Below are 18,624 nucleotides of genomic sequence, written 5' to 3' on the forward strand. Positions count from 1 at the left end.
TGGCGTGCGACAAGGGGCCGGGAAGTGCGCACCCGAGCAGAGCTGTGCTGGTAGGCGCCCAGTAGAGTGCCCCTCTGTCGCCCCACGACAGCTGCCCCCGAATCCCGAGGTACCGCGCAGTGAACCCCGCACGTCCCGCACCGACCGCCGCCGTGACCGTCGTCGGGATCGGGGCCGACGGCTGGGAGGGCCTGACCGAGGCCTCTCGTGCCGTGCTGAGCGAGGCCGAGGTCCTGATCGGCGGCCCGCGTCAGCTGGAGCTGCTGCCCCCGCGCTGCGCCGGGGAGCGGATCGTCTGGCCCTCGCCCCTGCGTCCGGCGGTCCCCGGACTCCTTGCGGCACACGCCGGCCGCCGGATCGCCGTACTGGCCAGCGGGGACCCCATGTTCTACGGCATCGGTCGCGCCCTCGCCGAGGAAGTCGGGGAAGCGGGCGCCCTGCGCGTCCTGCCCCACCCCTCTTCCGTCTCCTACGCCGCCGCCCGCCTCGGCTGGCCGCTGGAGGACGTCGAGGTCGTCACGCTTGTCGGCAGGCCCGCCGCCCGTCTCGCCGCCGCCCTGCACGACGGCCGGCGGCTCCTCGTCCTCAGCGCGGGCGCCGGCACGCCCGGTGAGGTCGCGGCCCTGCTGCGGGACCGGGGATTCGGAGCGAGCCGGATGCGGGTCCTGGAGCAACTCGGCGGTGCGCGGGAGCGCACGACCGCCGAGGCCACCGCGGACGACTGGCCGGACGCGCGGCCACCCGGCGACCCCCTCAACATCGTCGCCGTCACCTGCCGCCGCGCCCCGGACGCCCCGCGCCTCGGCGCGGTACCCGGACTCCCTGACGACGCCTACGAGCACGACGGGCAGCTCACCAAGAGGCACGTCCGCGCCGTCACGCTCAGCACCCTCGCGCCCGCCCCGGGGGAGCTGCTGTGGGACATCGGCGGCGGCTCGGGCTCGATCGCCGTCGAGTGGATGCGCACCCACCCCTCATGCCGCGCCGTCACCGTCGAGCGGGACCCGGTGCGCGCGGCACGCATCACCCGCAACGCCGACCGCCTCGGCGTGCCCGGCCTGCGGGTCGTCAGGGGCGCCGCACCCGCCGCCCTGGCCGAACTCCCCCAGCCCGACGCCGTGTTCATCGGCGGCGGCCTCACCGCGTCCGGTCTCCTCGACGCCTGCTGGGAGGCCCTGCCCACCGGTGGGCGGCTGGTCGCCAACACCGTGACACTGGAGTCAGAGGCGCTCCTCGCCGAGGCCCACCGTCGTCACGGCGGCGAGCTGGTGCGGCTCGCGGTGGCGCAGGCCGTGCCCGTGGGCGGCTTCACCGGGTGGCGGCAGGCGATGCCGGTGACCCAGTGGGCCGCGCAGAAGACCCTCGACACCCCTTCGGGAGCCCACAGATGACCGTGTACTTCATCGGCGCCGGACCCGGTGCCGCCGACCTGATCACCGTGCGCGGCGCCCGCACCCTCGGGGCCTGCCGGGTCTGCCTCTACGCGGGCAGCCTGGTCCCGCGCGAGCTGCTGACCGAATGCCCGCCGGACGCGCGGCTGGTGGACACCGCGCAGCTCACCCTGGACGAGATCACCGCCGAGCTGGTCCGTGCCCACGAGGAGGGGCACGACGTGGCGCGGCTGCACTCCGGGGACCCGTCGGTGTTCAGCGCGGTCGCCGAGCAGATGCGACGGCTCGACGCGGCCGGAGTGCCCTACGAAGTGGTCCCCGGAGTCCCGGCCTTCGCCGCCGCGGCGGCGTCCCTGAAACGGGAGCTGACCGTGCCGACCGTCGGCCAGACCGTGATCCTCACCCGGGTCGCCCAGCGTGCCACCGCCATGCCCGACGGGGAGGACCTGGCCACCCTCGGCCGCAGCGGCGCGCTGATCGTGCTGCACCTGGCCGCCGGCTATGTGGACCGCGTGGTCGAAGAACTCCTCCCGCACTACGGCGCCGACTGCCCGGCCGCGGTCGTCGCCTACGCCTCCCGCCCCGACGAGGTGATCATCCGCGGCACCCTCGACGAGATCGCCGCCAAGACCAAGGAGGCCGGTGTGCTGCGCACGGCCGTGATCATGGTCGGCCGGACCCTGGGCGCCGAGGGGTTCCGGGACAGCCACCTCTACTCGGCGGAGCGGGAGCGTCACGTGTGCTGAGCGGCTCGGGGAGACTCGGCCGGCACCCGGGCCCTCAGGCCACCGAGCTGCGCCCCACCACCGTGCCCGCCCGGTCGACGCAGATCACGTCGACCGCCACCGGCGCACCACGCAGCACCGCCAGTGCCTCGTCACGAGCGGTCCTGGCGACCAGGTCACCGAGCGGCACACCGGCGGCCATGCACAACTGGAGCGCGGCCAGCCCGGTGTTGGCCTCGGCCACCTCGGCCCGCAACGCCTCGTCCGCGCCGCCCCGCCGGGCCAGTTCGGCGAGGAAGCCCTTGTCGACCTGGGAACGGCCGGAGTGCAGGTCGAGATGGCCGGCGGCGAGTTTGGACAGCTTGGCGAAGCCACCGCAGATCGTCAGCCGGTCCACGGGATGGCGGCGGATGTACTTCAGCACGGCGCCCGCGAAGTCGCCCATGTCGAGCAGGGCGTCCTCGGGCAGCCCGTACTCGGCGACGACCGTCTTCTCCGACGTCGAACCGGTGCACCCGGCGACATGCGTACGGCCCGCAGCCCGCGCCACGTCCACACCCCGGCGGATGGAGTCGATCCACGCCGAGCAGGAGTACGGCACCACGATCCCGGTGGTGCCGAGGATGGACAGGCCGCCCAGGATGCCCAGCCGCGGGTTCCAGGTGGAGCGGGCGATCTCCTCGCCGTGGTCGACGGAGACGGTGATCTCGACGTCACCGGTACCACCGTGCCGGGCGGCGACCTCGGCCACGTGCTCGCTCATCATCCGGCGCGGGACGGGGTTCACGGCGGGCTCGCCGACGGGCAGCGGCAGGCCGGGGCGGGTGATGGTCCCGACCCCGGGCCCCGCCCTGAAGACCACCCCGGACCCGGCGGGCAGCCGCCGTACCGTGGCCCGCACCAGCGCGCCGTGCGTGACGTCCGGGTCGTCGCCCGCGTCCTTCACGACGCCCGCCATCGCGTATCCGTCGCCCAGTTCCTCGGCCGCCAGCGCGAACGACGGTGTCTGCCCCTTGGGCAGGGTGATCGTCACGGGGTCGGGGTACTCCCCGGTCAGCAGCGCCGTGTACGCGGCCGTCGTGGCCGCCGTCGCGCAGGCGCCGGTGGTCCAGCCGTGCCGCAGGCCGGTGTGCTCCAGCTGGGCCCTGCGGCCACCCTTCACTTCGCTGCTCATGAACGGACCTGGACTCCCATGCACGTACTGATTCTGGGCGGGACCACGGAAGCCCGCCGTCTTGCCGAACTGCTCCACGGCACACCCGGCCTGACCGTGACCAGCTCCCTCGCCGGGCGGGTGGCCGGCCCGCGGCTGCCCCCGGGCGAGGTCCGGATCGGCGGCTTCGGCGGGGTGGAGGGGCTGACCGCGTGGCTCGTCGAGCACCGGGTGGACGCACTCATCGACGCCACCCACCCTTTCGCCGGGACGATCGGTTTCCACGCGGCACGTGCCGCTGCCACCGCCCATGTTCCCCTGCTCGCTGTGCGGCGCCCCGGCTGGGTCCCGGTAGCCGGTGACGACTGGCGCGAGGCCGGCTCCCTGGAGGAGGCCGCCGCGCTGCTGCCCACGCTCGGCCGCCGCGTGTTCCTCACCACGGGACGCATGGGCCTGGCCGCCTTCGCCGCCCTGGACGACCTGTGGTTCCTCGTCCGTTCCGTCGACGCGCCCGAGGCCCCCCACCCGCTCCGCATGGAAGTGCTGCTCGACCGTGGCCCCTTCACCCTCGACGGCGAGCGCGAGCTGCTGCGCCGCCATCGCGTCGACGTCGTCGTGACGAAGGACAGCGGGGGAGCCGCCACGGCACCGAAGCTCACGGCCGCGCGGGAGGCCGGGCTGCCGGTGGTCGTGGTCCGCCGGCCGCCGGCTCCCGAAGAGGTGCAGGCGGTGGGGGAGCCGGAAGAAGCGGTCCGGTGGATCAGGAGCCGACACGCTTTCCCGGCTGCTGGCTGAAACCTGACGGGGGCTTTGCCGCTCAGGGCTTGTACCTGCAATGACTTCGCAGAAATCTGGGGGGTGCGACTGACAACAGCCGATCGCCTACAAGTAAGGCCCGCGCCTCCATGACCACCGCTCACGCATCCGCCCGCACCACGATGACCCGCAAGGAGTGGACCAGCCTCGGCGGAATGGCCGCGTCCATCCTCGCGCTGCACGTCATCGGCTGGTTCACGCTCGTGGTGATCGTCGCCCCGGAGCACTACAGCCTGGGCGAGCGGACCTTCGGCATCGGGATCGGCGTCACGGCCTACACCCTGGGCATGCGGCACGCCTTCGACGCCGATCACATCGCCGCCATCGACAACACGACCCGCAAGCTGATGAGCGAGGGCCAACGTCCGCTGTCGGTCGGCTTCTGGTTCTCGCTCGGGCACTCCTCGATCGTCTTCCTGCTCGCCTTCCTGCTCTCCCTCGGAGTGAAGGCACTGGCCGGACCGGTCGCGAACGACGACTCCACCCTGCACGGTCTCGCCGGCTGGATCGGCACCACCGTCTCCGGGACGTTCCTGTACGTCATCGCGATCATCAACCTGGTGATCATGGCGGGGATCTGGAAGGTCTTCCGCCAGATGCGCTCGGGCCACTTCGACGAGGCGGCACTGGAGGAGCAGCTCGACAACCGGGGCTTCATGAACCGCGTCCTCGGCCGCCTGATGAAGTCGATCACCAAGCCGTGGCAGATGTACCCCCTGGGCCTGCTCTTCGGCCTGGGCTTCGACACGGCGACCGAGATCGCCCTGCTGGTGCTGGCCGGCTCGGGCGCGGCCTCCGGGCTGCCCTGGTACGCGATCCTCTGCCTGCCCGTCCTCTTCGCCGCCGGCATGTCGCTGCTCGACACCATCGACGGCTCGTTCATGAACTTCGCCTACGGCTGGGCGTTCTCCAAGCCGGTGCGCAAGGTCTACTACAACCTCACCGTCACCGGCCTGTCGGTCGCCGTGGCCCTCCTCATCGGCACGGTCGAACTGCTCGGCCTGATCGCGGAGAAGGCGCATCTGCACGGCCCGTTCTGGGACTGGGTGTCCGGCCTGGACCTAAACGTCATCGGCTACGTCATCGTCGGGCTGTTCTTCGCCACCTGGGCCGTGGCCCTGGTGGTGTGGAAGGTCGCCCGCATCGAGGAGAAGTGGACGGCGGGCCTGGCGCAGACCACCCACGCCTCCAGCCCGGCATCCGCCTCTGCCCTCTCCTCGGCCGCTGTCCCGGCCGAGGAGGGCTGACCCGCGGCGCCGCCGCCCACGCTCACGCCTCCGGATACCGCCGAGGCGTCCAGACGATCTCCTCGCCGTCCCCGCGCCGCACGGCCCGCGTCTGCGAGGACCCGACCAGCAGGATCGTGCGCATGTCGACCTCGGCCGGGTCCAGGTCGGCCAGCCGCACGATCCGGACCCGCTCGCCCGAGCCGCCCACGTCCCGCGCCACCACCACCGGGGTGTCCGGTGCCCGGTGCTCCAGCAACAGCTCACGGGCCTTGCCCACCTGCCAGGTACGGCTGCGGGAACCGGGGTTGTACAGGGCGAGCACCAGATCCGCCGAGGCCGCTGCCCGCAGCCGTTCCTCGACGACCTCCCAGGGCTTCAGCCGGTCGGAGAGGGAGATCGTGGCGTAGTCGTGCCCGAGCGGTGCGCCCGCGCGGGCCGCTGCCGCGCTGGCCGCGGTCACCCCTGGCAGCACCCGCACCGGTACGTCCGCGTACTCCTTCAGCGACGCGACCTCCAGAACGGCCGTCGCCATGGCGAAGACGCCCGGGTCGCCGCCCGAGACGACCGCGACCCGTCGCCCGCGCCGGGCCAGATCGAGGGCGAACTCGGCGCGCTCCGACTCGACCCGGTTGTCCGAACCGTGCCGGATCTGACCGGGGCGCCGCGGCACCCGGTCGAGGTAGGTCGTGTAGCCGACCAGGTCGTCGGCGGCGGCCAGCGCACCCCGCGTCTCGGGCGTCAGCCACAGCGGTCCGGCGGGCCCGGTGCCGACCACCACGACCTCGCCCCGCTCCCGGGCCTCGGGCCGCTCGGCGTCGACCTGGCTGGGCAGCACGGCCACCGAGAAGTACGGCACCGACTCCGGGTCCACGTCCGCCAGTTCGGCGAGCCGCTCCCCGGCCATGGTGGCCCGCTCGACATAGCGGGCCTCGCCGAGCCGCCCCGAACTCTCCAGCGCGCCGCGCACCTTGGAGAAGGTCCGCCCCAGCTTCATCACCACGGCCACATCGGTCGCGGCGAGCCGCGCGGTCAGCTCCTCCTCGGGCAGCGTGCCCGGCAGGATGGTCAGCACTTCCTCGCCCTCGGCGAGCGGGGTGCCCAGCCGGGCGGCGGCCGCGGACACGGACGTGACACCGGGGATGACCTCGGTGTCGTAGCGGTCGACCAGCCGCTTGTGCATGTGCATGTAGGAGCCGTAGAACATCGGATCGCCCTCGGCGAGGACCGCGACCGTGCGCCCGGCGTCGAGGTGCGCGGCCAGCCGGACCGACGCCTCCGCGTAGAACTCCTCCATCGCGCCCTTGTAGCCGCCGGGGTGGTCGGTGGTCTCGGTCGTGACCGGGTAGACCAGCCGCTCCTCGACGTGGTCGGCGCGGATGTGCTTCGCCGCGATCGAGCGGGCGATGGAACGTCCGTGGCGCGCACTGTGGTACGCGATCACGTCCGCCTCGGCGATGGCCTCCACGGCCCGTACGGTCATCAGGGACGGGTCACCGGGGCCGAGCCCCACCCCGTACAGCTTGCCGCTCACTCTTCCTCACTCGCGATCGCGTTGAGCGCGGCGGCCGCGATGGCGCTGCCCCCGCGACGGCCGCGCACGACCAGGTACTCCAGGCCCGAAGGGTGCGCGGCCAGGGCGTCCTTGGACTCGGCGGCGCCGACGAAACCGACCGGGACACCGATGACGGCGGCCGGCCGGGGCGCCCCCTCGTCGATCATCTCCAGCAGCCGGAACAGGGCGGTGGGCGCGTTGCCGACGGCGACCACCGAGCCCTCCAGCCGGTCCCGCCACAGCTCCATCGCGGCGGCGCTGCGCGTGGTGCCCAGCTTCGCCGCCAGCTCCGGCACGGACGGGTCGGAGAGCGTGCACAGCACGTCGTTGCCGGCGGGCAGCCGCTTGCGCGTCACGCCGCTGGCCACCATCTGCACGTCGGTGAAGATGGGCGCGCCGGAGCGCAGGGCCTCGCGGGCACGGGCCACGACGCCCGGGGAGTAGGCCAGGTCCCGTACGAGGTCGACCATCCCGCAGGCGTGGATCATCCGGACCGTGACCTGGCTGACGTCGGCGGGAAGGGCCGCGAGGTCCGCCTCCGCGCGGATGGTGGCGAAGGACTGGCGGTAGATGGCCGGGCCGTCCTTCTCGTAGTCGTACGTGGTCACGGTGTTCTTCTCGCTGCCTTCGGTCGTCGTGGTCGTCATAGGGGTCATGAGGTGATCGCCGCCAGGGCGGTGGCGAGTCGGGCGGGGACGTCCATCGAGGCGGTTCGGGGTTCCTGACCGCTCACGGCGGTGGAGAGCAGATAGCCGCCGCCCGGAGCGGAGACCACGTCGACGCGGTCGCCCCGGGGGTGTCCGCAGCGGCGTTCGCACCCCGACCAGTACAAGGGGAGGCCGCTCGGCCCGATCGCGTCGAGAGCCTCGGCCGCGTCGGTCCGTACGTCGGCCCGCGACTTGGCGCATCCGGGACTGCCGATGCAGGCACCGACCCGGAGCCAGGGGGAGCCGGGGTCGGTGACCAGGCCGGTGGCGGCGAGGCGGGTGAGGGACTGGTCCGGGTCTGTCCTCTGTGTGGGAAGAACCACACCGCGCCACGGAGTGAGACGCAGTTCACCGTCGGCGACGTGCGTCAGTTCCCGCCACTGGTGCGCCGACAGCCGTCCCAGAGGAACATGCACGGAGAGGCCGGCGCCGAGGACTCCCGGGGGCGGACCTGGCGTCCGGCCGGTCTCCCGGTCCCGCCGCTCGTGATCGATGCGGTCGGCCCGCAGCCGCAGGCCGACCGCATCGAGCAACTCATCGCCGGAAAGGGGTAGTTCGTCCACGCGCCAGCCGCGTGCACCGCTCGTCCGCGCCGCCTCCAGGAAGGTCTCCGCGGCCGCCAGAGCGGCCCGGGCCGCTTCCTCGGCGCCGACGTGCAGCGCTTCCCCGGCCGCTCCGAGCGCGAGTTCCGCGCCGCCGCCCACCGTCGCCCGTACCGTCACGTCGGCACCGAGTCCGGCCACGTCCCCGCGTCCGTCGTCGAGCGCGAACAGGAAACGCCCCGACAGGGCTTGTGCCGCCTCGCTCGCGCACAGCGCCGCGTCGAGGGCCGTCAGCCAGGGGCGTACGTCCAGCACGCCCTGCCCGTCGAGACCGGACAGGGGCGAGGCCACGATGTTGCGTACCCGCTCGTGCCCGCGCGAGGGCAGCAGCCCGGCCGCGTCCAGCAACTCGGCCAGCTCCCCGGCGCTTCCGTCCGGCAGACCGCGCAGTTGCGCGTTGCCGCGCGAGGTCAGATGCAGGTCTCCGTCGCCCAGCCGTTCGGCCACGTCCACGAGCGTCTCCGCCTGCGCAACGGTCAGCACACCACCGGGAATCCGGACGCGAGCGAGCGCTCCGTCGTCCGCCGCGTGCAGCCGCAGCGTCCCCGGACAGGCGTCATCGCGGTCTGGTGGGACCGCTGTGGCCTGGGGCGATGAGCGCGGGGCAGCCGTGGACATGGCGGCGAGCATACCTACCATCACACCTGGTGTATGCCGTGCCCTCTTCCCCTGGCACTTACTATGATCGCGGCGGATCATCCGGTCCGCCATCGCCACGACGGCGACAGGGGAGGAAGCCGGTGCGAGTCCGGCGCGGTCCCGCCACTGTGAGTCCGGCCCATGCGGCCGGGCGAGTCAGGAACTCCCTTCCCCGAAAGCTCGGCCTCGCCCGAGCAGGGGAGACCCCATTTCGAACCACCCGGGGCGCGGACACCCCGAGGAAGGCCGACGCCGCATGCTGCATTCATCCGGGCGCATCCTGCTCCTGTCGACGTCCGACACCGATCTGCTGAGCGCCCGCGCGGCCGCGGGTCCGGTGTCCTACCGCTTCGCCAACCCCTCCCGTCTCGCCCTCGACGACCTCCCCGGCCTTCTCGACGGTGTCGACCTGGTCGTCGTACGCCTCCTCGGCGGCATCCGGGCCTGGCAGGACGGCCTCGACCTGCTCCAGGCCGACGGCCGCCCGGTGGTCGTGCTCACCGGGGAACAGGCTCCGGACGCCCAGCTGATGGAAGCCTCCACCGTCCCCGTCGGCATCGCCGCCGAGGCACACGCCTACCTCGCCCACGGCGGCCCGGCCAACCTGGAGCAGCTGGCCCGCTTCCTCTCCGACACGGTCCTGCTGACCGGCCACGGCTTCGAGGCACCGGCGGCGGCACCCAGCTGGGGACCGCTGGAGCGCACGCCCCGCGACGGCGCCGACGGTCCGGTCGTCGCCGTGCTCTACTACCGGGCCCACCACATGAGCGGCAACACCGCCTTCGTCGCCGCCCTGTGCGACGCCATCGAGGACGGGGGCGGCCGGGCCCTGCCCCTGTACGTCGCCTCCCTGCGCGCCCCCGAGCCCGAGCTGATCGAGGAGCTCCGCTCCGCCGACGTGATCATCACCACGGTCCTCGCCGCCGGCGGCACCAAGCCCGCCCAGGCGTCGGCCGGCGGCGACGACGAGTCCTGGGACGCCGGCGCGCTCACCAAGCTGGACGTCCCGATCCTCCAGGCCCTGTGCCTCACGGGTTCGCGTGCCGCCTGGGAGGAGAACGACGAGGGTGTCTCCCCGCTCGACGCGGCCAGCCAGATCGCCGTCCCCGAGTTCGACGGCCGCCTCATCACCGTCCCGTTCTCCTTCAAGGAGATCGACGAGGACGGCCTCCCGGCCTACATCGCCGACCCCGAGCGCGCGGCCCGCGTCGCCGGAATCGCCGTGCGCCACGCCCGGCTCCGCCACATCCGGCCCGCCGACAAGCGCCTCGCGCTGGTCCTCTCCGCCTACCCGACCAAGCACTCCCGCATCGGCAACGCGGTCGGCCTCGACACCCCCGCCAGCGCGGTGGCCCTGCTGCGGCGACTGCGCGAGGAGGGCTACGACTTCGGCACGGACGCCGAGGTGCCGGGCCTGGCCTCCGGCGACGGCGACGAGCTGATCCGCGCGCTGATCGAGGCGGGCGGCCACGACCAGGACTGGCTCACCGAGGAGCAGCTGACCCGCAACCCGGTCCGAATCCCGGCGGCCGACTACCGCCGCTGGTACGCCACACTCCCCGGGGAACTGCGCTCGGCGGTGGAGGAGCACTGGGGTCCGGCGCCGGGAGAGATGTTCGTCGACCGCAGCCGCAACCCGGAGGGCGACATCGTCCTCGCGGCCCTCCGCTTCGGCAACCTGCTGATCCTGATCCAGCCCCCGCGCGGCTTCGGCGAGAACCCCATCGCCATCTACCACGACCCGGACCTCCCGCCGTCCCACCACTACCTGGCCGCCTACCGCTGGATCGCCGCCCGTGCCGAGGACGGCGGCTTCGGCGCCGACGCGATGATCCACCTCGGCAAGCACGGCAACCTGGAGTGGCTGCCCGGCAAGAACGCCGGCCTGTCCGCCGCCTGCGGCCCCGACGCCGCCCTCGGCGACCTGCCCCTGATCTACCCGTTCCTGGTCAACGACCCGGGCGAGGGCACCCAGGCCAAGCGCCGCGTCCACGCCACCCTCGTCGACCACCTCGTCCCGCCCATGGCCCGCGCCGACTCCTACGGCGACATCGCGCGCCTGGAGCAACTCCTCGACGAGTACGCCCAGATCTCCTCCATGGACCCCGCCAAGCTGCCGGCGATCCGCGCCCAGATCTGGACCCTCATCCAGGCCGCCAAGCTCGACCACGACCTCGGCATGGACGACCGCCCCGACGACGACGGCTTCGACGACTTCCTGCTCCACGTCGACGGCTGGCTCTGCGAGGTCAAGGACGCCCAGATCCGCGACGGACTGCATGTCCTCGGCAACCCGCCCAAGGGTGGCGACCACGTCAACCTCGTCCTCGCCGTCCTCCGCGCCCGCCAGATCTGGGGCGGCACCACGGCCCTGCCCGGCCTGCGCGAGGCGCTGGGCCTCGACGAGTCCGCCGCCACCCGCACGACCGCCGACGCGGCGGAGGAGAAGGCCCGCGCCCTGGTCCAGGCGATGGAGGACGCGGGTTGGGACCCGGCCGCCGTCCCCACCGAGCACGGCGAACAGGTCGCGGCGATCCTGGAGTTCGCGGCCCGCGAGGTCGTGCCGCGCCTCGCCGCGACCACCGCCGAGATCGACCACGCGGTCCACGCCCTGAACGGCGGCTTCGTCCCGGCCGGCCCGTCCGGCTCCCCGCTGCGCGGACTGGTCAACGTCCTGCCGACCGGCCGCAACTTCTACTCCGTCGACCCCAAGGCCGTCCCCTCCCGCCTCGCCTGGGAGACCGGCCAGGCACTCGCGGACTCCCTGCTGGAGCGCTACCGCACCGACAACGGCGAGTGGCCCACCTCCGTCGGGCTGTCCCTGTGGGGCACCAGCGCCATGCGCACGGCGGGCGACGACGTGGCCGAGGCCCTCGCCCTGCTCGGCATCCGCCCGGTCTGGGACGACGCCTCCCGCCGCGTGACCGGGCTGGAGCCCGTCCCCGCGGAGGAACTGGGCCGCCCTCGCATCGATGTCACCCTGCGCATCTCGGGCTTCTTCCGGGACGCCTTCCCGCACACCATCGGACTGCTGGACGACGCCGTACGCCTCGCGGCCTCGCTCGACGAGCCGGCCACGGTGAACCACGTCCGGGCCCACGTCGAGGCCGACCTGGCCGAGCACGGCGACGAACGGCGTGCCACCACCCGCATCTTCGGCTCCCGCCCCGGCACCTACGGCGCCGGCCTGCTCCAGCTCATCGACTCCCGCGACTGGCGCACCGACGCCGACCTCGCCGAGGTCTACACGGTCTGGGGCGGCTACGCCTACGGCCGTGAGCTCGACGGCCGCCCGGCCCGCGAGGAGATGGAGACGGCGTACAAGCGCATCGAGGTCGCCGCGAAGAACACGGACACGCGCGAGCACGACATCGCTGACTCCGACGACTACTTCCAGTACCACGGCGGCATGGTCGCCACGGTCCGCGCCCTGCGCGGCACGGCGCCCGAGGCGTACATCGGCGACTCGACCCGCCCCGAGACGGTCCGCACCCGCACCCTCGTGGAGGAGACCTCGCGCGTCTTCCGCGCCCGCGTGGTCAACCCCAAGTGGATCGAGGCGATGCGCCGCCACGGCTACAAGGGCGCCTTCGAACTGGCCGCCACGGTGGACTACCTGTTCGGCTACGACGCCACGACCGGTGTGATCGCCGACTGGATGTACGACAAGCTCACCGAGACCTACGTCCTGGACGAGACCAACCGCGAGTTCCTCCAGCAGGCCAACCCCTGGGCCCTGCACGGCATCGCCGAGCGGCTGCTGGAGGCCGAGTCGCGGGGAATGTGGGAGAAGCCCGATCCGGCGGTGCTGGAGGGGCTGCGCCAGGTCTACCTGGAGACGGAAGGGAACCTCGAGGGCGAGGACTGACCGCGCCGGCGTCTCGTCGCAGTTGCTGTCACCCACCGGGGTGCGGGACTTCGTCCCGCACCCCGGTTGCGTTTTCCTCCCCTGACCCGCGACACGGCCATGGTCCTAGGTCCAACGCCTGATCGAAAAGCACTTGCTCCTACTGTTAGCGTGCAGCTGCACACAGTTCGCAATAACGGCGGAGGATGTTTGACATGGCGGTTTACACGCTCCCGGAGCTTCCGTACGACTACTCGTCGCTGGCGCCGGTGATCAGCCCCGAGATCATCGAGCTGCACCACGACAAGCACCACGCGGCGTACGTGAAGGGCGCGAACGACACACTCGAGCAGCTCGCCGAGGCGCGGGACAAGGAGACGTGGGGCTCGATCAACGGGCTGGAGAAGAACCTGGCCTTCCACCTCTCCGGTCACATCCTGCACTCGATCTACTGGCACAACATGACCGGTGACGGCGGCGGCGAGCCGCTGGAGAAGGACGGCGTGGGCGAGCTCGCGGACGCGATCGCCGAGTCGTTCGGTTCTTTCGCGGGCTTCAAGGCGCAGCTGACCAAGGCTTCGGCGACGACGCAGGGTTCCGGCTGGGGTGTCCTCGCCTACGAGCCGCTGAGCGGCCGCCTCATCGTCGAGCAGATCTACGACCACCAGGGCAACGTCGGCCAGGGCTCGACCCCGATCCTGGTCTTCGACGCCTGGGAGCACGCCTTCTACCTGCAGTACAAGAACCAGAAAGTGGACTTCATCGAGGCGATGTGGCAGGTCGTCAACTGGCAGGACGTGGCCAAGCGCTATGCCGCCGCCAAGGAGCGGGGCGACAGCCTGCTGCTCGCACCGTGATGCCGTAACACCCCGCAGTCGTCCTGCTCGTGATCGTCTTCTCATCCTTCACCGGCAGGCGGTGCGACGAAGGGCTCTCGCAAGGACGTGACCTGCGGGAGCCCTTCGCCGTGCCGTGGGCGCGCCGCTGACGGCGTCGGGCAGGTCGGGGCCGTGTCGTCCCGGAGCCCCGCACCGCGATCGCCCGATCGTGATCGTCCCGGTGTCGTCCCTGACCCGGCTGGCGTCCGAGGCGCTCACGGCCGCGGTCTCTCCCGGCGACGAATGCGGGCGGTCACCGTCCTCATCCCCAAGGTGGAGCCGGAGCGCCCGCCGCGTAAGAGCCCCGTCAAAGGCGTCGGCGCCGCCGTAAGGAAGGCGTCAACGAGGCTCGATTCCGGCCACAGAGGCGGTTTCCTCCAGTGGTCCGTACTGTTTCGAACCTCCTAGGAGTTCGCGATGGCCGACCTGGCCTTCGTCGTCGCCGCGCTCGCGGGATTCGCGCTGGTGGCCCTCGTCGCCAAGGGGGTGACGAAGCTGTGACCGCCGAGAACGTCGTCGGTCTGGTCGTGGCCGTCGCCCTGCTGGGCTATCTCGTCCTCGCCCTGATCTTCCCGGAGAGGTTCTGAGATCGACCATGGGACCTGTACTGGCCGGTGTACTCCAGCTGCTCGCCCTCATGGCGGCGCTGGCGCTCGCCTATGTCCCCCTGGGCGACTACATGGCCCGGGTCTACTCCTCCGACAGACACTGGCGGGTCGAGAAGTGGATCTACCAGGGCATCGGAGCCGACCCCGACACCGAGATGCGCTGGCCCGCGTATCTGCGTGGCGTCCTCGCCTTCTCGGCGATCGGTGTGCTCTTCCTGTACCTGCTGATGCGCCTCCAGGGCGTGCTGCCGGGTTCACTGGGCTTCGCGGCGATCGACCCCGACCAGGCCTTCAACACCGCCGTATCCTTCGTCACCAACACCAACTGGCAGTCGTACTACGGCGAACAGGCCATGGGGCACGTCGTGCAGACCGCCGGTCTTGCCGTGCAGAACTTCGTCTCGGCGGCCGTCGGCATCGCGGTGGCGGTGGCGCTGGTGCGCGGGTTCGCACGCTCGCGCACCGGTGAGCTGGGCAACTTCTGGGCGGACCTGGTGCGCGGTGTCACCCGGATCCTGCTGCCGCTGTCCGTGGTCGCCGCGATCGTGCTGGTGGCGTGCGGCGCGATCCAGAACTTCTCCGGCATCCACGAGGTCGGCCAATTCCTCCATGGGCACAGCACGGGCGGCTCGCAGCAGTGGAACGGCGGCGCGGTCGCCTCGCAGGAGGCCATCAAGGAGCTCGGCACCAACGGCGGCGGCTACTTCAACGCCAACTCCGCCCACCCCTTCGAGAATCCGACGCCCTTCTCGAACCTCTTCGAGATCTTCCTGATCCTGCTGATCCCGTTCGCGCTGACCCGCGCCTTCGGTGTCATGGTCGGCTCGGTTCGGCAGGGCTACGCGATCCTCGCCACCATGGCCACCATCTGGATCGGCTTCACGGCACTGATGATGTGGACCGAGTTCGCCCACCACGGCCCGGCGTTCGACATCGCCGGCGGTGCGACCGAAGGCAAGGAGGTCCGCTTCGGCGTCGGGGCCTCCTCGATCTTCGCGACGGCGACCACACTCACCTCCACCGGTGCGGTGGACTCCTTCCACTCGTCCTTCACCGGGCTGGGCGGCGGCATCACGATGCTGAGCATGATGCTGGGCGAGATCGCACCCGGCGGTACCGGCACCGGCCTCTACGGCATGCTGATCATGGCGGTCATCGCGGTGTTCATCGCCGGCCTGATGGTCGGCCGGACACCCGAGTACCTGGGCAAGAAGATCGGCACCCGCGAGATCAAGCTCGCCGCCTGCTACATCCTCATCACCCCGGCGCTGGTGCTGGTCTTCACCGCCTTCGCGATGGCGCTGCCGACCCCGGCCGACTCGATGACGAACAGCGGTGCGCACGGCTTCTCCGAAATCCTGTACGCCTACACGTCCGCCGCGAACAACAACGGCTCGGCGTTCGCCGGGCTGAACGCGGACACGCAGTGGTTCAACACCACCCTCGGCATCGCGATGCTGCTCGGCCGCTTCCTGCCGATGGTGTTCGTGCTGGCGCTGGCAGGTTCCCTCGCCGAGCAGAAGCCGGTGCCCGTCACGGCGGGCACCCTGCGCACCGAGAAGCCGCTTTTCACCGGGCTCCTCGTCGGCGCGATCCTCATCATCACGGGTCTGACCTACTTCCCGGCACTCGCTCTGGGTCCGCTGGCCGAGGGGCTGGCGTCATGACAACCGACGTAACGAAGCAAGAGGACTCCATGTCCACAGCCACTCCCGCCCGGGCGCCGCACCAGGACGTCCCGACCGGTCACAAGGAGGGCCGGGTCGGTGCCGGCCTCTTCGACCCCGAGCAGCTGGTCAAGTCGCTGCCGGACGCCTTCCGCAAGCTCGACCCGCGGGTGATGGTCAAGTCGCCCGTGATGTTCGTGGTGTGGATCGGCTCGATCCTGACGACCGTCTTCTCCTTCAAGGACCCGGGCGACTGGTTCGGCTGGGCGATCAGCGCCTGGCTGTGGCTGACCGTCGTCTTCGCCAACCTGGCGGAGGCGGTCGCCGAGGGCCGCGGCAAGGCGCAGGCGGACACCCTGCGCAAGGCGAAGACCGACACGACCGCCCGCCGTCTTCTGGACGACGGCTCCGAGGAGCAGGTCCCCGGCACCGCGCTGCGCATCGGCGACCTGGTCGTCTGCGAGACCGGCGACATCATCCCCGGCGACGGTGACGTCGTCGACGGCGTCGCGAGTGTGGACGAGTCAGCGATCACCGGTGAATCGGCCCCCGTCATCCGGGAGTCGGGCGGCGACCGTTCGGCGGTCACCGGCGGGACGAAGGTGCTGTCCGACCGTCTCGTCATCAGGATCACGACGAAACCCGGCGAGACCTTCATCGACCGGATGATCAACCTGGTCGAGGGCGCCGCACGGCAGAAGACGCCCAACGAGATCGCGCTGAACATCCTGCTCGCCTCACTGACGATCGTCTTCCTGCTGGCCTGCGCCACCCTGCCGCCCTTCGCCGACTACGCGGGCACCCACCTGACGATGGTCGTGCTCGTGGCCCTGCTGGTCTGCCTCATCCCGACCACCATCGGCGCGCTGCTGTCCGCGATCGGCATCGCGGGCATGGACCGGCTGGTGCAGCGCAACGTGCTGGCCATGTCCGGCCGTGCGGTCGAGGCCGCCGGTGACGTCTCGACCCTGCTGCTCGACAAGACCGGCACCATCACGCTCGGCAACCGGCAGGCCGCCGAGTTCGTGCCGGTGAGCGGCACCACCCAGGCCCAGGTCGCCGACGCCGCGCAGCTCTCCTCGCTGGCCGACGAGACGCCCGAGGGACGCTCCATCGTCGTCCTGGCGAAGGAGAAGTACGGGTTGCGCGAGCGTCACCAGGGCGAGCTCGCCCACGCCGAATGGATCGAGTTCACCGCCCAGACCCGCATGTCGGGCGTGGACGTCGACGGCCGCAGGATCCGCAAGGGCGCGGCGGGTTCGGTCATCGCCTGGGTCCAGGAGCGGGGCGGCACGGTCGCCGACGACGCGGACGCGATCGCCAACCGCATCTCCGAAGCCGGCGGTACCCCGCTGCTGGTGGCGGTCGAGGACCTCGACGATGCACGGATCCTGGGCGTCATCCACCTCAAGGACGTCGTCAAGGACGGCATGCGGGAGCGGTTCGAGGAACTGCGCCGCATGGGCATCAAGACCGTCATGATCACAGGCGACAACCCGCTGACCGCGAAGGCGATCGCCGAGGAGGCGGGGGTCGACGATTTCCTCGCCGAGGCCACCCCGAGGACAAGATGGCCCTCATCAGGCGCGAGCAGGCGGGCGGCAAGCTGGTCGCGATGACCGGCGACGGCACCAACGACGCCCCGGCCCTCGCGCAGGCGGACGTCGGCGTGGCGATGAACACGGGCACATCGGCCGCCAAGGAGGCCGGCAACATGGTCGACCTCGACTCCAACCCGACCAAACTCATCGAGATCGTCGAGATCGGCAAACAACTCCTCATCACCCGGGGCGCGTTGACGACGTTCTCCATAGCCAACGACGTCGCGAAGTACTTCGCGATCATCCCGGCGCTGTTCGCCGCGGTCTACCCGGGCCTGGACAAGCTCAACATCATGGGCCTGTCCTCGCCGGACTCCGCGATCCTGTCCGCCGTGATCTTCAACGCGCTGATCATCGTCGCTCTGGTGCCGCTGTCGCTGAAGGGCGTGCGCTACCGGCCCGTCAGCGCCGACAAGTTGCTGCGCCGCAACCTGACCGTCTACGGAATCGGCGGGCTGATCGCGCCCTTCATCGGCATCAAACTCATCGACCTGCTCATCTCGCTGATCCCCGGGCTGTGACTTCTTGAAAGCGTGGTGAAGGACATGAACAACTCTTTCGCGAACACCGCCCGGTTGCTCGGCGCGGGCCTGCGCGCCCTCCTCGTGCTGACCCTGGTCACCGGCGTCCTCTATCCCCTGCTCATCACCGGCATCGCCCAGGGCCTGTTCAACGACAAGGCCAACGGCTCCGAGATCACGTCGGAGGGCAAGGTCGTCGGCTCGTCCCTGATCGGCCAACAGGGGTACAGCCTGGACTACTTCCAGCCGCGGCCGGCGAACGGGCTGGGGACCAACTCGATCAACACCCAGTACAAGCTGATCCTCTCGGGCGCCACCAACCTCTCCGCCGACGACGAGAAACTGATCAAGTCGGTGGAGGAGGCCAAGGCCAAGGTCGTCAAGGAGAACTCCACGGCCGGCTACCGGGTCGAACCGTCCCAGGTCCCCGCCGACGCCGTCACCTCCTCAGGCTCCGGCCTCGACCCGGACATCTCCCCGGACTACGCCGACCTCCAGGTCCACCGGGTCGCGGCGAGGAACGACCTGCCCGTCACCCAGGTCGACAAGCTCGTCGAAGACCACACCGAGGGCCGCACCCTCGGCTTCATGGGTGAGCCCCGCGTGAACGTCCTCGAACTCAACATCGCCCTCGAGGAACTCGTGGCGAAGAGCTGATGGCGTGAAACGACAGAGATGGGAGCCGGCG

At 71.3% G+C, this 18,624-nt stretch carries 13 protein-coding genes, 1 pseudogene and 1 riboswitch; of the genes and pseudogenes, 10 read left to right on the forward strand and 4 right to left on the reverse strand.

Annotation, left to right across the window (positions count from 1 at the left end):
* Positions 1-119: 119 nt before the first annotated feature.
* Both cbiE and cobM read left to right on the forward strand, forming a co-directional pair.
* Complete coding sequence (gene cbiE / locus ACQEV8_RS41525) at positions 120-1,391, forward strand: precorrin-6y C5,15-methyltransferase (decarboxylating) subunit CbiE (RefSeq protein ID WP_432971852.1); 1,272 nt, start codon at positions 120-122, stop codon at positions 1,389-1,391.
* Entirely contained in the window at positions 1,388-2,137 is a 750-nt protein-coding gene (gene cobM / locus ACQEV8_RS41530; RefSeq protein WP_432971855.1) for a precorrin-4 C(11)-methyltransferase, read from the forward strand. Before cbiE ends, cobM begins: the two co-directional genes overlap by 4 nt.
* A 34-nt stretch (positions 2,138-2,171) precedes the next feature.
* Here cobM and ACQEV8_RS41535 read toward each other — a convergent pair whose 3' ends face one another.
* On the reverse strand, positions 2,172-3,290 hold the full coding sequence (locus tag ACQEV8_RS41535) for a cobalt-precorrin-5B (C(1))-methyltransferase (RefSeq protein WP_432971858.1): 1,119 nt from the start codon (positions 3,288-3,290) through the stop codon (positions 2,172-2,174).
* Positions 3,291-3,308: 18 nt separating this feature from the next.
* On the opposite strand from ACQEV8_RS41535, the gene ACQEV8_RS41540 reads away from it, so the two are divergent.
* Both ACQEV8_RS41540 and ACQEV8_RS41545 read left to right on the forward strand, forming a co-directional pair.
* Entirely contained in the window at positions 3,309-4,064 is a 756-nt protein-coding gene (locus ACQEV8_RS41540) for a cobalt-precorrin-6A reductase (RefSeq protein ID WP_432971861.1), read from the forward strand.
* A gap of 110 nt (positions 4,065-4,174) precedes the next feature.
* Positions 4,175-5,332, forward strand: coding sequence for a HoxN/HupN/NixA family nickel/cobalt transporter (locus ACQEV8_RS41545; protein WP_432971864.1), 1,158 nt, complete (start codon positions 4,175-4,177; stop codon positions 5,330-5,332).
* Between the two features lie 22 nt (positions 5,333-5,354).
* Here ACQEV8_RS41545 and ACQEV8_RS41550 read toward each other — a convergent pair whose 3' ends face one another.
* Genes ACQEV8_RS41550 through cobG form a run of 3 tightly spaced genes read right to left on the reverse strand, consistent with a single transcriptional unit; the run spans position 5,355 to position 8,805 of the window.
* Entirely contained in the window at positions 5,355-6,845 is a 1,491-nt protein-coding gene (locus tag ACQEV8_RS41550) for a precorrin-2 C(20)-methyltransferase (RefSeq protein ID WP_432971867.1), read from the reverse strand.
* On the reverse strand, positions 6,842-7,513 hold the full coding sequence (locus tag ACQEV8_RS41555; protein ID WP_432971870.1) for a precorrin-8X methylmutase: 672 nt from the start codon (positions 7,511-7,513) through the stop codon (positions 6,842-6,844). The genes ACQEV8_RS41550 and ACQEV8_RS41555 overlap by 4 nt, the downstream gene beginning before the upstream one ends.
* A 5-nt stretch (positions 7,514-7,518) precedes the next feature.
* On the reverse strand, positions 7,519-8,805 hold the full coding sequence (cobG, locus tag ACQEV8_RS41560) for a precorrin-3B synthase (protein WP_432971873.1): 1,287 nt from the start codon (positions 8,803-8,805) through the stop codon (positions 7,519-7,521).
* Positions 8,806-8,849: 44 nt separating this feature from the next.
* Positions 8,850-9,000: riboswitch (cobalamin riboswitch) on the forward strand.
* 70 nt (positions 9,001-9,070) lie between these two features.
* Here cobG and cobN point away from each other — a divergent pair.
* The 6 genes and pseudogenes from cobN to ACQEV8_RS41590 all read left to right on the forward strand — a co-directional run bounded on the left by cobN (position 9,071) and on the right by ACQEV8_RS41590 (position 18,593).
* Entirely contained in the window at positions 9,071-12,682 is a 3,612-nt protein-coding gene (gene cobN, locus ACQEV8_RS41565; protein ID WP_432971876.1) for a cobaltochelatase subunit CobN, read from the forward strand.
* Between the two features lie 194 nt (positions 12,683-12,876).
* Positions 12,877-13,518: a superoxide dismutase gene (locus ACQEV8_RS41570; protein ID WP_215116639.1), complete on the forward strand. Its 642-nt coding sequence runs from the start codon at positions 12,877-12,879 to the stop codon at positions 13,516-13,518.
* A 518-nt stretch (positions 13,519-14,036) separates the two neighbouring features.
* Positions 14,037-14,126: a K(+)-transporting ATPase subunit F gene (kdpF, locus tag ACQEV8_RS41575; RefSeq protein ID WP_009326374.1), complete on the forward strand. Its 90-nt coding sequence runs from the start codon at positions 14,037-14,039 to the stop codon at positions 14,124-14,126.
* 8 nt (positions 14,127-14,134) lie between these two features.
* Positions 14,135-15,814, forward strand: coding sequence for a potassium-transporting ATPase subunit KdpA (gene kdpA / locus ACQEV8_RS41580; RefSeq protein ID WP_432971882.1), 1,680 nt, complete (start codon positions 14,135-14,137; stop codon positions 15,812-15,814).
* A gap of 29 nt (positions 15,815-15,843) precedes the next feature.
* Positions 15,844-17,936, forward strand: a pseudogene (kdpB, locus tag ACQEV8_RS41585) (potassium-transporting ATPase subunit KdpB).
* A gap of 24 nt (positions 17,937-17,960) precedes the next feature.
* Positions 17,961-18,593: a potassium-transporting ATPase subunit C gene (locus ACQEV8_RS41590; protein ID WP_432971885.1), complete on the forward strand. Its 633-nt coding sequence runs from the start codon at positions 17,961-17,963 to the stop codon at positions 18,591-18,593.
* Positions 18,594-18,624: the final 31 nt, after the last annotated feature.

Origin of the sequence: Streptomyces sp. CA-179760, from assembly GCF_050937045.1 — a bacterium.
Taxonomy (GTDB): Bacteria; Actinomycetota; Actinomycetes; order Streptomycetales; family Streptomycetaceae; genus Streptomyces.